The sequence below is a fragment of the Pantoea sp. NPDC088449 genome (genome assembly GCF_044753225.1).
Taxonomy (GTDB): Bacteria; Pseudomonadota; Gammaproteobacteria; order Enterobacterales; family Enterobacteriaceae; genus Pantoea; species Pantoea floridensis.
In genome coordinates this window covers 580,352-594,625 of record NZ_JBIVMT010000004.1, presented here as the reverse complement: position 1 = coordinate 594,625, position 14,274 = coordinate 580,352, and the positions used below count along the sequence as shown (strand labels likewise).

At 50.8% G+C, this 14,274-nt stretch carries 15 protein-coding genes and 1 other annotated feature; of the genes, 5 read left to right on the top strand and 10 right to left on the bottom strand.

Translation table 11 applies throughout. The features are described from left to right. Window positions 1–236 precede the first annotated feature (236 nt). The 3 genes from clpB to rluD all read right to left on the bottom strand — a co-directional run bounded on the left by clpB (window position 237) and on the right by rluD (window position 4,642). Window positions 237–2,810, bottom strand: a complete 2,574-nt coding sequence (clpB, locus tag ACIP6T_RS20000) for an ATP-dependent chaperone ClpB (protein WP_097096322.1) — start codon at window positions 2,808–2,810, stop codon at window positions 237–239. Window positions 2,811–2,936: 126 nt separating this feature from the next. Then, window positions 2,937–3,665, bottom strand: coding sequence for a purine nucleoside phosphorylase YfiH (yfiH, locus tag ACIP6T_RS19995; RefSeq protein ID WP_097096321.1), 729 nt, complete (start codon window positions 3,663–3,665; stop codon window positions 2,937–2,939). Beyond that, window positions 3,662–4,642, bottom strand: a complete 981-nt coding sequence (gene rluD, locus ACIP6T_RS19990; protein ID WP_400458556.1) for a 23S rRNA pseudouridine(1911/1915/1917) synthase RluD — start codon at window positions 4,640–4,642, stop codon at window positions 3,662–3,664. Before rluD ends, yfiH begins: the two co-directional genes overlap by 4 nt. Window positions 4,643–4,772: 130 nt before the next feature. Between rluD and bamD the strand changes: the two genes are divergently transcribed. The 4 genes from bamD (at window position 4,773) to pheA (ending at window position 7,525) form a co-directional block, all read left to right on the top strand. Then, a complete protein-coding gene (bamD, locus tag ACIP6T_RS19985) occupies window positions 4,773–5,513 on the top strand; it encodes an outer membrane protein assembly factor BamD (protein ID WP_097096319.1) in 741 nt (246 codons plus the stop codon). A 277-nt stretch (window positions 5,514–5,790) separates the two neighbouring features. After that, a complete protein-coding gene (raiA, locus tag ACIP6T_RS19980) occupies window positions 5,791–6,117 on the top strand; it encodes a ribosome-associated translation inhibitor RaiA (RefSeq protein ID WP_097096318.1) in 327 nt (108 codons plus the stop codon). Window positions 6,118–6,214: 97 nt separating this feature from the next. After that, window positions 6,215–6,339, top strand: a sequence feature (Phe leader region). Then, complete coding sequence (pheL, locus tag ACIP6T_RS19975) at window positions 6,216–6,263, top strand: pheA operon leader peptide PheL (RefSeq protein WP_100703679.1); 48 nt, start codon at window positions 6,216–6,218, stop codon at window positions 6,261–6,263. (Overlaps the previous feature by 48 nt.) Window positions 6,340–6,361: 22 nt before the next feature. Further along, complete coding sequence (pheA, locus tag ACIP6T_RS19970) at window positions 6,362–7,525, top strand: bifunctional chorismate mutase/prephenate dehydratase (protein WP_097096317.1); 1,164 nt, start codon at window positions 6,362–6,364, stop codon at window positions 7,523–7,525. 32 nt (window positions 7,526–7,557) lie between these two features. Here the strand turns inward: pheA and tyrA are convergent, their stop codons facing one another. Next, a complete protein-coding gene (gene tyrA, locus ACIP6T_RS19965) occupies window positions 7,558–8,679 on the bottom strand; it encodes a bifunctional chorismate mutase/prephenate dehydrogenase (protein ID WP_097096316.1) in 1,122 nt (373 codons plus the stop codon). A gap of 6 nt (window positions 8,680–8,685) precedes the next feature. Continuing rightward, a complete protein-coding gene (locus ACIP6T_RS19960; protein ID WP_097096315.1) occupies window positions 8,686–9,765 on the bottom strand; it encodes a 3-deoxy-7-phosphoheptulonate synthase in 1,080 nt (359 codons plus the stop codon). A gap of 286 nt (window positions 9,766–10,051) precedes the next feature. Here ACIP6T_RS19960 and ACIP6T_RS19955 point away from each other — a divergent pair, with 286 nt between their 5' ends. After that, window positions 10,052–10,573, top strand: coding sequence for a GNAT family N-acetyltransferase (locus tag ACIP6T_RS19955; protein ID WP_400458553.1), 522 nt, complete (start codon window positions 10,052–10,054; stop codon window positions 10,571–10,573). 56 nt (window positions 10,574–10,629) lie between these two features. Here ACIP6T_RS19955 and rplS read toward each other — a convergent pair whose 3' ends face one another. From rplS to ffh, 5 genes are all read right to left on the bottom strand, one after another. Continuing rightward, complete coding sequence (gene rplS / locus ACIP6T_RS19950; RefSeq protein ID WP_007893316.1) at window positions 10,630–10,980, bottom strand: 50S ribosomal protein L19; 351 nt, start codon at window positions 10,978–10,980, stop codon at window positions 10,630–10,632. Between the two features lie 42 nt (window positions 10,981–11,022). Further along, window positions 11,023–11,787 carry a tRNA (guanosine(37)-N1)-methyltransferase TrmD gene (trmD, locus tag ACIP6T_RS19945; RefSeq protein WP_049852675.1) on the bottom strand — a complete coding sequence of 255 codons (765 nt, stop codon included), beginning with the start codon at window positions 11,785–11,787 and terminating at the stop codon, window positions 11,023–11,025. 35 nt (window positions 11,788–11,822) lie between these two features. Beyond that, the gene (gene rimM, locus ACIP6T_RS19940) at window positions 11,823–12,371 is read right to left on the bottom strand and encodes a ribosome maturation factor RimM (RefSeq protein ID WP_097096313.1); all 549 of its coding nucleotides are present in this window, start codon (window positions 12,369–12,371) and stop codon (window positions 11,823–11,825) included. 18 nt (window positions 12,372–12,389) lie between these two features. Then, window positions 12,390–12,638 carry a 30S ribosomal protein S16 gene (rpsP, locus tag ACIP6T_RS19935; protein WP_007893313.1) on the bottom strand — a complete coding sequence of 83 codons (249 nt, stop codon included), beginning with the start codon at window positions 12,636–12,638 and terminating at the stop codon, window positions 12,390–12,392. A 142-nt stretch (window positions 12,639–12,780) separates the two neighbouring features. Beyond that, the gene (gene ffh, locus ACIP6T_RS19930) at window positions 12,781–14,142 is read right to left on the bottom strand and encodes a signal recognition particle protein (protein ID WP_097096312.1); all 1,362 of its coding nucleotides are present in this window, start codon (window positions 14,140–14,142) and stop codon (window positions 12,781–12,783) included. Window positions 14,143–14,274: the final 132 nt, after the last annotated feature.

The window sequence follows — 14,274 nt, the reverse complement described above, 5'->3', positions numbered from 1 at the left end:
TTTTCAGCGCTTTCATCCGGCGGGATGAATTTCTTCACTCCCTGCTGAGCCGCCTGCGTTGCCGCTTTGCCGTCTCAGTGGTGGCGCATTATAGGCAGTTCATTTCAACTGACAAGTGCTAATTTGAAGTTTTTGCGCGACCGCTCACTTTCCAGGCTATACGTTGCAAAAAGCAGCGAATTCTTGCGTAAAGCGCATAAAAAACGGGCCCGCAGGCCCGTTTTAATCAGAATGGATTATTGATGCGCAACAATCACATCATCTTTAACATCCATTTCAATGGTTTTACCCGGAACTAAAGCACCAGAAAGAATCTGCTGCGCCAGCGGGTTTTCAATTTGCTGCTGGATAGCACGCTTTAATGGACGCGCACCATAAACCGGGTCATAACCATTTTCACCAAGCAATTTGAGCGCCGCATCAGAGATGTGCAGCTGGTAACCGCGCTCCTCAAGACGCTGATACAAGCGCTGCAGCTGAATCTGTGCAATAGAAGCAATGTGCTTTTCGCCCAGTGGGTGGAACACCACCATGTCATCGATACGGTTAATAAACTCCGGACGGAAATGCTGTCCAACAACCGTCATCACCACTTCTTTCATTTCCGCATAATCCAGCGCGCCGAAGCGTTCCTGAATAAGATCGGAACCAAGGTTCGAGGTCATGATCACTACGGTGTTACGGAAATCGACCGTACGCCCCTGACCATCGGTCAAACGCCCATCATCCAACACCTGCAATAAGATGTTGAATACATCGGGATGCGCCTTCTCAACCTCATCCAACAGAATTACCGAATAAGGGCGACGACGCACCGCCTCTGTCAGATAACCGCCCTCTTCATAGCCAACATAACCCGGAGGAGCACCCACGAGGCGTGACACCGAGTGTTTTTCCATAAACTCAGACATATCAATGCGCACCATCGCGTCATCGCTGTCGAACAGGAAGTTGGCCAGCGCCTTACACAATTCGGTTTTACCGACGCCGGTTGGTCCGAGGAACAAGAAGGAACCAATCGGACGGTTTGGATCCGACAAGCCGGCGCGGCTACGACGGATGGCATTCGATACCGCTTCCACCGCTTCGTTCTGTCCAATCACTCGAGCATGCAACTCCTGCTCCATGCGCAGCAGCTTCTCTCGCTCGCCTTCCATCATGCGTGCGACTGGAATTCCGGTCCAACGCGCCAGCACATCAGCGATCTCCACATCTGTTACGCGATTGCGTAACAGCTTCATGGTTTTGCCTTCAGACTGCGTAGCGATAGCTAACTGTTTTTCCAATTCCGGAATTTTGCCGTATTGCAACTCAGACATCTGGCCAAGATCGCCCATGCGACGCGCTTGCTCCATTGTCAGACGCGCCTGTTCCAGCTCCGCTTTAATATTCTGCGTACCGGTTAAGGAGGCCTTTTCCGCTTTCCATTCCTCTTCCAGCTCAGCGTATTCTCGCTCTTTCTGGTCGAGTTCGGCTTCGAGCATTTCCAGACGCTTCACGCTGGCATCATCAGATTCTTTCTTCAGCGCTTGCTGCTCAAGTTTTAACTGAATGATGCGACGCTCAAGACGATCAAGTGATTCTGGCTTCGAATCCATCTGCAGACGAATACTGGATGCCGCTTCATCAATCAGGTCAATCGCCTTATCAGGCAGCTGACGATCGGAGATATAACGATGCGACAACGTTGCCGCAGCCACAATCGCGGGATCGGTGATCTGCACATGATGATGCAACTCATAGCGTTCTTTCAGTCCGCGTAAAATGGCGATGGTATCTTCCACACTCGGCTCAGCAACAAACACTTTTTGGAAACGACGTTCCAGCGCCGCATCTTTCTCAATGAACTGGCGATACTCATTCAGCGTAGTGGCGCCAACGCAATGCAGTTCACCGCGCGCCAACGCTGGTTTCAGCATGTTGCCTGCATCCATTGCACCGTCAGCTTTACCGGCACCCACCATGGTATGCAGTTCATCGATAAACAGGATGACGTTGCCTTCCTGTTTAGCCAGATCGCTAAGCACGCCTTTCAGACGCTCTTCAAATTCGCCGCGATATTTAGCACCAGCCACCAGCGCGCCCATATCCAAAGCCAGCACGCGACGACCTTTCAGACCTTCAGGAACTTCGCCATTAATGATGCGCTGTGCTAATCCTTCGGCGATAGCCGTTTTACCAACGCCAGGTTCACCAATCAGCACCGGGTTATTTTTAGTACGGCGCTGCAACACCTGAATAGTGCGACGGATTTCTTCGTCACGACCAATTACCGGGTCGAGCTTGCCAAGTTCAGCACGCTCGGTAAGGTCGATAGTGTATTTTTTTAAAGCCTGACGCTGATCTTCAGCACCCTGATCGTTCACGTTGTCTCCTCCCCGTAATTGGTCAATGGCCTTAGAGAGTTTTTCCGCTGTCGCACCAGCCGATTTTAAAATATCAGCCAGCGAGCCACGAGAATCGAGGGCCGCCAAAATAAAGAGTTCTGATGAAATAAAGTTGTCGCCGCGCTTTTGCGCCAGCTTGTCGCACAGGTTCAGTACCCGAATTAAATCGGCGGATGGCTGCACGTCGCCATCAGTACCTTCCACCTGCGGTAGTCGATTAATCGCTTGTTCGATACTGGTACGTAAACCAGCCACATCGGCCCCTGCTGCGCTAAGCAGCGGACGTACCGATCCGCCTTCCTGATTAAGCAACGCGCTCATCAAATGAAGGGGTTCTATGAATTGATTGTCTTGCCCCAGAGCAAGGGACTGTGCATCGGCAAGTGCCAGTTGAAATTTATTAGTAAGACGATCCAGACGCATAATTCCTCCCATTACAGGTCAAAATGCTACTGGAGATTAAATGAGGTCATCCCTCAAATTTTTCAAGGTTAATGACCTGAGTTGTGAGCAAAAAATACGCTAACTGGACCGTCTTGTGGCGTAAGATTATCTCAGCCAAATCAAAGTTGCCATACGCCCAGTGATTCCGTCGCGTCGGAAGGAGAAAAAATCCTCGCGCTCATGATAAGTGCAACGCGTAGAAACGTTGATGGAACGCACCCCGGCGGTCAGTAAACGTTGGCGAGCCAGCAACCAAATATCGGCAAAGTATTTGTTACCAACCGGGCGAAAAGCCTCTTGCGCTTGCGGATCGTGAGCCATAAACGCCGTTTTGACTTCCGCTCCCACTTCAAAAGCCTGCGGACCAATTGCTGGACCAAGCCATGCATGAATGTCCTTCGTCGCACAATGGAACTGTGACAACGTTTGTTCCAGCACGCCGTTGCAGAGCCCGCGCCAGCCAGCATGTGCTGCAGCCACTTCACTGCCATCTTTGCTGCAAAACAGCACCGGCAAACAATCTGCCGTCATGACGGCGCAAACCACCCCGCTTTCACGCGTGATTGCGGCATCCGCCCTGGGTAGCCGCTCACTGGCAGGCAAACGCGCAACATCCTGACCATGAATTTGATCAAGCCATTGCGGCATTGCCGGTAAGGCAAGCTGCTCAGCAAGGCAGTGGCGATTGTGCATTACGTGCGCCTCAACATCACCAACGTGCGTACCGAGATTCAGCGAATCCCATGGCGCAGCGCTAATACCGCCGTGACGCGTAGTGGAACATGCCCGAACACGCTGCGGTGCAGGCCAGTCCGGGATGATCCACTCACTCATAGCCAATCCATCTGATCGCGGAATTCGTGCGTATCGGCTTTTAGGGCATCAATCAGATCGACCATATCCTGCGGCAACGGCGCATGCCACTCCATCTCAATACCGGTAATAGGATGATAGAGACGTAACATCGTGGCATGCAGCGCCTGACGATCAAAACCACGCAGTGTAGCAATGAAAGCTTCAGATGCGCCTTTTGGCGGACGAGGGCGACCGCCGTAAAGGGGATCGCCCACCAGCGGATGATTGATATGCGCCATGTGCACACGAATCTGATGCGTACGACCGGTTTCCAGGCGCAAACGCAAACGCGTATGGGCACGGAAATGCTCCATGATGCGATAGTGCGTAGTAGCCGGTTTTCCCATCGGATGCACCGCCATGTGCGTACGTTTGGTAGAGTGGCGCGCCATTGGCTGATCCACGGTACCGCCTGCCGTCATGGTACCAATCGCTACGGCTTCATATTCGCGGGTAATTTCGCGCAGCTGTAGCGTTTCAACCAGGTGAGTTTGCGCAGGAACGGTTTTCGCGACTACCATCAGGCCGGTTGTGTCTTTATCAAGACGATGAACAATACCGGCACGGGGAACATCAGCAATCGGCGGGTAATGGTAAAGCAGCGCGTTAAGCACTGTACCATCCGGATTACCGGCACCTGGATGCACCACTAAGCCACGAGGTTTATTGATAACCAGAATATCGTCATCTTCGTAGACGATATTCAATGGGATGTTTTGCGCTTCCCAGCGTTGCTCTTCTTCGATCTCAGCATCGATCGAGACATGCTCACCGCCAAAAACTTTTTCTTTTGGTTTATCGATGATGGTGCCATTAACGCTGACCCGGCGCTCAAGAATCCATTCTTTTATGCGAGAACGTGAATAATCAGGGAACAATTCTGCCAAAGTCTGATCTAAGCGTTGTCCAAGTTGTGCTTCGGACACCGTTGCGGTGAGTTGAACTTGTTGTGCCATATACAGCTTCTTCGTTAACGTTGGGTTTTCACGGCGATGCCGTTTAATATAATGTGCTATCGTACCTGGCCATAACCGGGAGCTATACGGACAGCTTCTGCTATAACACTTTGAGGATAATCATTTCGTCATGACGCGTATGAAACATCTGGTGGCTGCTGCCACACTGAGCCTAAGCCTGGCGCTTGTGGGTTGTTCCGGCTCATCGGATCCCGTGCCGGACAGCCCGCCGTCTGAAATTTACGCCACGGCCCAGCAAAAGCTGCAGGACGGTAACTTTAAAGCGGCAATTAAGCAACTGGAAGCACTGGATAACCGCTATCCGTTTGGCCCTTATTCGCAGCAAGTACAGCTGGATTTGATCTACGCGTATTACAAAAATGCCGATCTGCCACTGGCGCAAGCCGCTATTTCTCGCTTTATGCGTCTGAATCCAACCCATCCGAATATTGACTATGTCATCTATATGAAAGGTCTGACGGATATGGCGCTGGACGATTCTGCACTGCAGGGCTTCTTCGGTATCGATCGTTCCGATCGCGATCCGACGCACGCTCGTGATGCTTTCCGTGACTTCTCGCAGTTACTGCGCGGTTATCCAAACAGCCAATATGCTGCGGATGCGCAGAAACGTTTAGCGTTCCTGAAAGAACGTTTGGCGAAGTATGAACTCTCGGTGGCGCAATTCTATACCAAGCGTGGTGCTTATGTCGCTGTTGTTAACCGCGTTGAAAGTATGATGAAGGATTATCCTGATACTGCAGCAACTCACGAAGCGCTGCCGCTGATGGAAAATGCTTACCGCCAACTTCAGTTAACAACTGAAGCTGATAAAGTGGCAAAAATCATCGCGGCTAATAATCAGTCCTGATTTTCAAGCCCACAAAAAAGCAGCCGTATGGCTGCTTTTTTTATGTCTGCTTTAGCTGAAAGCCGGTTGAAAACGTTCTTTATCGCTGCGGTTAACCCATCAATAGTGCGCCCTTACTGCTGCTCCATCAAGCATTTCCCGCTACTTTCCCAGCCTTTCTCACAATTCGTCTTTATTGACAAAATGTGACATTTCAATGTGATCCAGATCACATAATTTCTTAATCTCCGCGGTATGCTGGTCCTACCCAGACGGAAAATGACAGAGAGGTTTAACTATGATTCTGAACATTACCAGCAAACAAATGGAAATCACCGAGGCCATTCGTAATCATGTCGAAGAGCGTCTCGCCAAGCTGGAAAAATGGCAAACACATCTGATAAACCCTCACATTGTGTTATCGAAAGAGCCGAAGGAGTTTGTGGCAGATGCCACCATCAACACACCTAACGGAACACTGGTTGCCAGTGCGAAACATGATGATATGTATACGGCCATCAATGACCTGATTGCTAAGCTGGAGCGACAACTCAATAAAGCGCAACATAAACCTGAAGCTCGTCGCGCTAACAGCAGCGTCAAAGATTTTATCCCTGCAGGATAACTACACATTTTCCAGTAACGCGCCTTAGGGCGCGTTTTTTATTGACAGCCTTAAATCAGTACGGTTACTCTCAAACCACTTTAATGTTGGAAACAAGCATGAAACATCTCCCGTTCTTCTTCGCATTCTTTTTTACCTTCCCCTGATTGGGAGGCGATTCGTCATGTGAAAATGAATGCGAAGACGAACAACAAAGCCTCCCAAATGGGAGGCTTTTTTATTGGACATTTTACAGGTGAGCCCTATGAATCCCGAAAACCCGCTGCTGGCATTACGCGATAAAATAAGCGCCGTTGATGAAAAATTATTAACGCTATTGTCGGAGCGCCGCACACTGGCTGTTGAAGTGGCGCAAGCAAAACTGGCTACGCATCGCCCAATCCGCGATGTTGAACGTGAGCGTGCACTGCTGGAAAACCTGATAGCGTTAGGTAAAAAACATCAGCTGGATGCGCATTACATCACCCGTCTGTTCCAGCTGGTGATTGAAGATTCGGTTCTAACTCAGCAGGCCTTGCTGCAAAAGAATCTCAACCACCCGCATGCGCACGCACCGCGGATTGCATTTTTGGGTCCGAAAGGCTCTTACTCACATCTTGCAGCACGAAAATATGCCACACGTCATTTTGATTCGATGGTTGAGCTCGGCTGCCTAAAGTTCCACGACATTATTCATCAGGTTGAAAGTGGTCAGGCAGACTATGCAGTGATGCCTATTGAAAACACCAGTTCTGGCTCGATCAATGACGTCTACGACTTACTGCAACAAACCACGCTGTCAATTGTGGGGGAGCTCACCATTCCAATTGAGCATTGCGTACTGGTTAGCGGCAGCACTGATTTGCAGCAGATCGAAACAGTCTACAGCCATCCTCAGCCGTTCCAGCAGTGTAGCCAGTTCATCAATCGCTTCCCGCAGTGGAAAATTGAATATACCGAAAGCACGGCAGCTGCCATGGAAAAGGTGGCAGCGATGAATTCACCTAAGGTTGCCGCATTGGGTAGTGAGGCCGGTGGCGAACTGTATGGGTTACAGGTGTTAGAGCGTAATCTAGCCAATCAGCAACAGAACCACACGCGCTTCATTGTGTTGGCGCGTAAAGCGATCGAAGTTTCCAGTCAGGTACCCGCAAAAACGACATTGATCATGGCAACGGGCCAGCAAGCGGGGGCATTAGTTGAAGCACTGATGGTGCTGCGCAACCATGGTCTGATCATGAGTAAGCTGGAGAATCGCCCCATCAACGGCAATCCGTGGGAAGAGATGTTTTACATTGATGTGCAGGGTAATCTGCAATCAGAAAGTATGCAGTTGGCGTTAACTGAATTAAGTGGTTTAACCCGTTCATTAAAAGTGCTCGGCTGTTATCCGGGCGAGAATGTGGTACCCGTCGAACCACGCCTCTAAGCAAAAAGGCATCCTTATGGATGCCTTTTATTTTACTGTCGGCTGTCGTTGGCCGATCGCAACATACTTCGGCTTTCTACGAGGAAGCGTTTAGCATAATCACCAAACCAATGCTCAACACGTTCGAAGCTATCGATGAACGCCTGCTTATCGCCCTGCTCGAGCAGTTTTATCGCATCGCCAAAACGCTGATAATAACGCTTAATCAGCGCCAGATTGCTCTCCGAGGACATGATGATGTCCGCGTAAAGCTGCGGGTCTTGGGCGAACAGACGTCCAACCATAGCCAGTTCAAGGCGATAGATTGGCGAGGACAACGCCAGCAGCTGATCGAGATTAACGTTCTCTTCTGCCAGATGCAGACCGTAAGCGAAAGTCGCAAAGTGACGCAGCGCCTGAATAAATGCCATATTCTGGTCATGCTCCACCGCACTAATGCGATGCAATCGCGCTCCCCAAACCTGGATCTGTTCCAGGAACCACTGATACGCTTCCGGCTGACGGCCATCACACCAGACAACAACCTGCTTCGCCAGGCTCCCGCTGTCTGGGCCGAACATGGGGTGCAGTCCCAACACCGGTCCGGTGTGCGCAGCAAGCATTGCCTGCAGCGGACGGTTCTTCACCGACGCCAAATCGACCAGGATGCAGTCTTCTGGCAACTTCGGTAACTCACCAATGATCTGCTCTGTCAGATGGATAGGCACACTGATGATCACCATGCCTGCATCTTGCAGCAACGCGTCTGAACGATCCCAATCGCCTTTGTCCAGAATACGCACCTGATAACCAGACAGCGTGAGCATCTTTTCGAACAAACGTCCCATCTGGCCACGACCACCGACGATCACCACTGGACGCAATGTTGGGCAAAGGGTTTTGAAGCCTTTATCATTCTCATGCGCATAGGATTCGCGCATTAAACGACGCAGCACATCTTCAATCAAGTCCGGTGATACGCCGAGCGCTTCGGCTTCCTGACGACGTGAAGCCAACATGCTGGCTTCACGCTCAGGAACATAGATTGGCAAACCGTAGCGGCTTTTAACTTCCCCGACTTCGGCTACCAGCTCCAGCCGTTTTGCCAGTAAACCCAGCAGTGCTTTATCGACTTCATCAATTTGATCGCGTAGCGCGGTCAGTTCAGCCACCATGACTCATTACACCTCGTGTGACAGACGCGCCGACAGCACTCCCTGCAGATCCTGATGGATTTCACGCAGCAAGGTTTCCGTAGTTTCCCAATCGATGCAAGCATCAGTCACGGAAACGCCATATTTCATTTCGCTACGAGGCTGTTCAGAAGACTGATTGCCTTCATGAATGTTGCTTTCCAGCATCAGGCCAATGATGGAGCGGTTTCCATCCTTAATCTGCGCGATAGCCGATTCGGCTACGCCAGGCTGACGGCGATAGTCTTTGTTAGAATTACCATGGCTGCAATCTATCATTAAGGCTGGGCGCAGTCCCGCTTTCAGCATCTCTTTTTCACACTGAGCGACATCTTCAGGGCCATAGTTTGGCGCTTTCCCACCGCGCAGAATGACATGCCCATCCGGGTTACCCTGCGTTTGCAGCAGACAAACCTGGCCTGCCTGATTGATGCCGACAAAACGGTGTGGCATCGCGGCGGCACGCATCGCATTGATGGCAGTACCGAGGCTGCCATCCGTGCCATTTTTAAAGCCAACCGGCATTGAAAGACCTGAAGCCATCTCACGGTGGGTTTGTGATTCGGTGGTGCGCGCACCAATCGCCGACCAGCTAAATAGATCGCCTAAGTATTGCGGGCTGTTTGGATCCAGCGCCTCAGTTGCCAGCGGTAAACCCATTTCAACAAGATTAACCAGTAACTGGCGCGCAATATGCAGCCCGGCTTCCATATCAAACGAGTTGTTCATATAAGGATCGTTGATTAACCCCTTCCAGCCGACGGTGGTTCGAGGTTTTTCAAAATACACGCGCATAACGATGTACAGCTGATCCTTCAACTGTGCAGAAAGAGATTGCAACTGACGGGCATATTCAAGTGCGGCTTCGGTATCGTGAATCGAACAAGGACCACAAACCACCAACAGGCGCGGATCGCGGCCTGCAATAATGTCGGCGATGGTTTGGCGAGAAGACGCAATTTGCGCTTCCTGCGTCGCAGTAAGCGGGAATTTAGCTTTCAGCTCTTGCGGGGTAATTAAAATTTGTTCGTCGGCGATATGCACATTGTTCAGCGCGTCTTTTTGCATGATTGCGATCCTTTTTACTCGTTTATGCGGTTTGGGATCCTCACTGAGGATGGGACTTACTTTACCACAACATGTACGCCATGCAATCCACGAGCGTACACTTTTATTACCACTAAAATAAAAACGCACAAAAATCATATTTATTTTATTAAATATCAGTAACATAAACACAAATCACCCAATCCGATAGTGTAAACAATAAATTACAACCCATCGGCTTTTGATGATGACCTTAGGCAAAAAGGCAGATAACATTATGTTATTCATTTATTTTTCAGGAGAGGTCATGTCTATATCTTTAGTAAAATTACGCCCCTTCACCCGGCAGGATATCGATGAATTCACGCATGCCGTAAACGAATCTCTTAGCAGCCTTAAGCCCTGGATGGCTTGGGCACACGATGATTATCGTAGTGATGAAGCGGCCAGTTGGATCGATTTCACTGAGATCCAACGCAGTAAAGGTGAGGCAGAAGAGTTCGCCATCGTTGATGGTAGCGATCGACTATTAGGCGGTGCCGGTATTCGCTTCGCGAGGCAGCCGGGCGAATTTAGCGCATTAGGATATTGGGTACGTAGCGATGCTCAACGGCAAGGGGTAGCAACCCGCGCGGTAGAGCAACTGGTCAAGTTTGGTTTTCAGCATCCGCACATTAATCAGTTAGAGATTCTGGCGGCGGAAAATAATCATGCTAGTCGCGCAGTGGCATTACGCAGTGGCTTTAAGTTTGTCGATTATCGCTATGGACTGATCATTTTAGAGAGCGGAGCCGTCAACACCGCGATTTATCATTTGCAGCGCCAATAAAAAAGGGGCTGGCCAAATGGCCAACCCCTTGTTTGCTATTAACTTTGAGAAGTCGCTTACGCGCCAAGACGCTCTTTGATACGAGCTGACTTACCGGTACGCTCACGCAGGTAATACAGTTTGGCTTTACGCACAGCACCACGACGTTTAACAGCAATGCTGTCAATTACTGGTGAGTGAGTCTGGAAGACACGCTCAACACCTTCGCCGTTAGAAATCTTACGAACAGTGAATGCAGAATGCAGACCGCGGTTACGAATAGCGATAACCACGCCCTCGAATGCCTGCAGACGCTTCTTAGAACCTTCTACGACCCATACTTTCACTTCCACGGAATCACCCGGACGGAATGAAGGTACGTCCTGCTTCATCTGCTCTTGTTCAAGTTGCTTGATAATGTTGCTCATAATTAAATCTCTTATCCTGGGTAAACTGATAGTGAGGGAAGATTACTCTCCCGCCTCATCGTTTTGTTGCTGCTGATGTTCACGCTGGAACTCATTTAGCAACCGTGCTTGCTCTTCAGTCAGAGCCAGGTTTTCCAGAAGTTCAGGTCTTCTTAGCCAGGTACGGCCTAACGACTGTTTCAGACGCCAGCGGCGAATATCGGCATGGTTGCCCGACAGTAAAACTGGCGGAACCTCCATCCCTTCTAACACTTCAGGTCGGGTGTAGTGCGGGCAATCCAGCAAACCATCCGAGAACGAATCCTCATCGGCTGACGCCTGTTTCCCCAACACGCCGGGAATAAACCTGGCGACCGAGTCAATTAACGTCATGGCTGGCAGCTCACCGCCACTGAGAACGTAATCACCGATTGACCATTCTTCGTCAATCTCAGTGTGAATTACGCGCTCATCTATCCCTTCGTAACGACCACAAACCAGAATCAACTTCTGATTCGTCGCCAGCTCGCAAACGCCCTGTTGGTCCAGTTTGCGTCCCTGAGGTGAAAGATAAATCACCTTAGCGCCCTCTCCCGCCGCCGCTTTCGCTGCGGAGATGGCATCCCGTAAGGGTTGCACCATCATCAACATTCCCGGTCCGCCGCCGTAAGGACGGTCGTCCACGGTACGGTGCCGGTCGTGCGTGAAGTCACGAGGACTCCAGCTTTGAATGTTGAGCAGGCCATTTTTTACTGCCCGGCCAGTTACCCCGTACTCGGTAATAGCGCGAAACATCTCTGGAAACAGGCTAATAACACCAATCCACATCGCGTTCGCCGTTACGTTACCGGATTGTCCGGAGATCAAAAACCAGGATCCCAATCTACTTCAATAAGGCCAGTAGAGAGATCGACTTTCTTGATAACCTGTTCATCAAGAAACGGAATTAACCGCTCTTGCGCACCAAATGCATCCTTCAGGTTTGCCTTAACGACGAGAACGTCGTTTGATCCGGTTTCCATCAAATCAATGACTTTGCCCATCTCATAGCCTTCGAGGTTGACTACTTTCATACCCATAAGGTCTTTCCAGTAGTAATCGCCTGCTTCCAGCGCTGGCAGCTGCGTGGAGTCAACCGTGATTTCGCAATTGGTTAACTGTGCCGCAGCGTCCCGATCGTCAATGCCTGTGACTTTGATGATCAGGTCCTGATTGTGGTGCTTCCAGCCCTCAAGTTCGACCTGCTGCCATTTACCGGCGCGCTGGATGAACCAGGGTTGGTAGTCGAAGATGCTTTCAGCGTCTTCAGTGGAGGAAAACACTTTGAGCCAACCTCGAATGCCGTAAGCCGCGCCCATTTTTCCCAATACGATCGGGTTAACGGGAGGCTGCCCGGCAGGTTTAATGCTCATGCTCACCACCGTGACAGATTAAGCTGCTTTTTTTGCTTCTTTGATCAGCGCGTTAACGCGATCAGAAAGCGTTGCGCCCTGGCCAACCCAGTGCTCAATACGGTCCAGATCCAGACGCAGACCTTCAGCCTGACCAGAAGCGATCGGGTTGAAGAAACCTACGCGCTCGATGAAACGACCGTTACGCGCATTGCGGCTGTCAGTAACGACGACCTGATAGAACGGACGCTTTTTAGCGCCGTGACGTGCCAAACGAATTGTTACCATAACATCCTCATTAGTTAATAAAGCGCTCGGGCCCCATCGAGGAACGGGGCCCGAGCGCGATATAAAAAGCCCGAAAATTTTACTCATTTTGGCGCAAAAAGCAACCTGAGCGTGCTAAATTTCCGGCTTTTCGGCGGTCGCGTTAGCGACCAGGGAATCCAGGCGGCATCATACCTTTCATGCCACGCATCATTTTGGCCATGCCGCCTTTCTTCATTTTCTTCATCATGCGCTGCATATCATCGAACTGTTTCAGCAGTCGATTGACGTCTTGCACCTGCATACCTGAGCCCAGCGCAATACGACGTTTGCGCGAACCCTTGATGATTTCTGGCTTCTCACGCTCTTTACGCGTCATCGAGTTGATGATGGCTTCCATGCGAACCAGTACTTTGTCATCCATCTGCGATTTAACGTTATCAGGCAGTTGCCCCATGCCCGGCAGTTTGCCCATCAGGCTCGCCATACCGCCCATGTTGCGCATCTGCTTCAGCTGCTCAAGGAAGTCGTTGAGATCGAAACCGTCGCCGGTTTTCAACTTCTTAGCCAGTTTCTCCGCCTGATCGCGGTCAACTTTGCTTTCGATATCTTCAATCAGCGACAGCACATCGCCCATGCCGAGAATGCGCGACGCGATACGGTCTGGATAGAATGCTTCCAGCGCCTCAGTCTTCTCGCCCATCCCCATGAATTTGATTGGCTTGCCGGTAATGTGGCGAATCGACAGCGCCGCACCACCGCGCGCATCACCGTCGACTTTCGTCAAGATGACACCGGTCAGCGGCAGCGCTTCATTGAAGGCTTTTGCCGTATTGGCGGCATCCTGCCCCGTCATCGCATCGACCACAAACAGGGTTTCCACCGGATTAATCGCGGCGTGTACCTGTTTGATTTCATCCATCATCGCTTCATCAACGTGTAAACGACCGGCGGTATCCACCAGCAGCACATCGTAGAATTGCAGTTTGGCTTCTTTCAGCGCGTTCTGAACAATATCAACTGGCTTCTGGCTCAAATCAGATGGGCAGAAATCGACGCCAACCTGCTGTGCCAGGGTTTCTAACTGTTTGATCGCCGCGGGGCGATAAACGTCAGCAGAAACCACTAAGACTTTCTTCTTGTGCTTCTCGCGCAAGAATTTACCCAGTTTCGCCACGCTGGTCGTTTTACCGGCACCCTGCAAACCCGCCATCAGCACCACGGCCGGCGGCTGCGCATTCAGATTGAGCGCATTGTTTTCGGCGCCCATCGCCGCAACCAGTTCGTTGCGGACGATTTTGATGAACTCCTGGCCTGGCGTCAGGCTTTTGTTCACATCGTGGCCAACGGCGGCTTCTTTTACGCGATTAATAAATTCACGTACTACCGGCAGCGCAACGTCGGCTTCCAGTAGCGCCATGCGTACTTCACGCAGTGTGTCTTTGATGTTGTCTTCGGTCAGCCTTCCGCGGCCGCTGATATTGCGCAGGGTTTGCGACAAACGATCGGTTAAATTATCAAACATGCTCTCTCACTTAGAACCGTAGCGAGGCCGCCATAGGCGACACAATGCGGCGGATTATAACACGAAGATGGAGCGATCTCTGCAATTGACCGTCAGATCGTTTGGAGCCTGCTGCTGCTGGCGCTATACTGC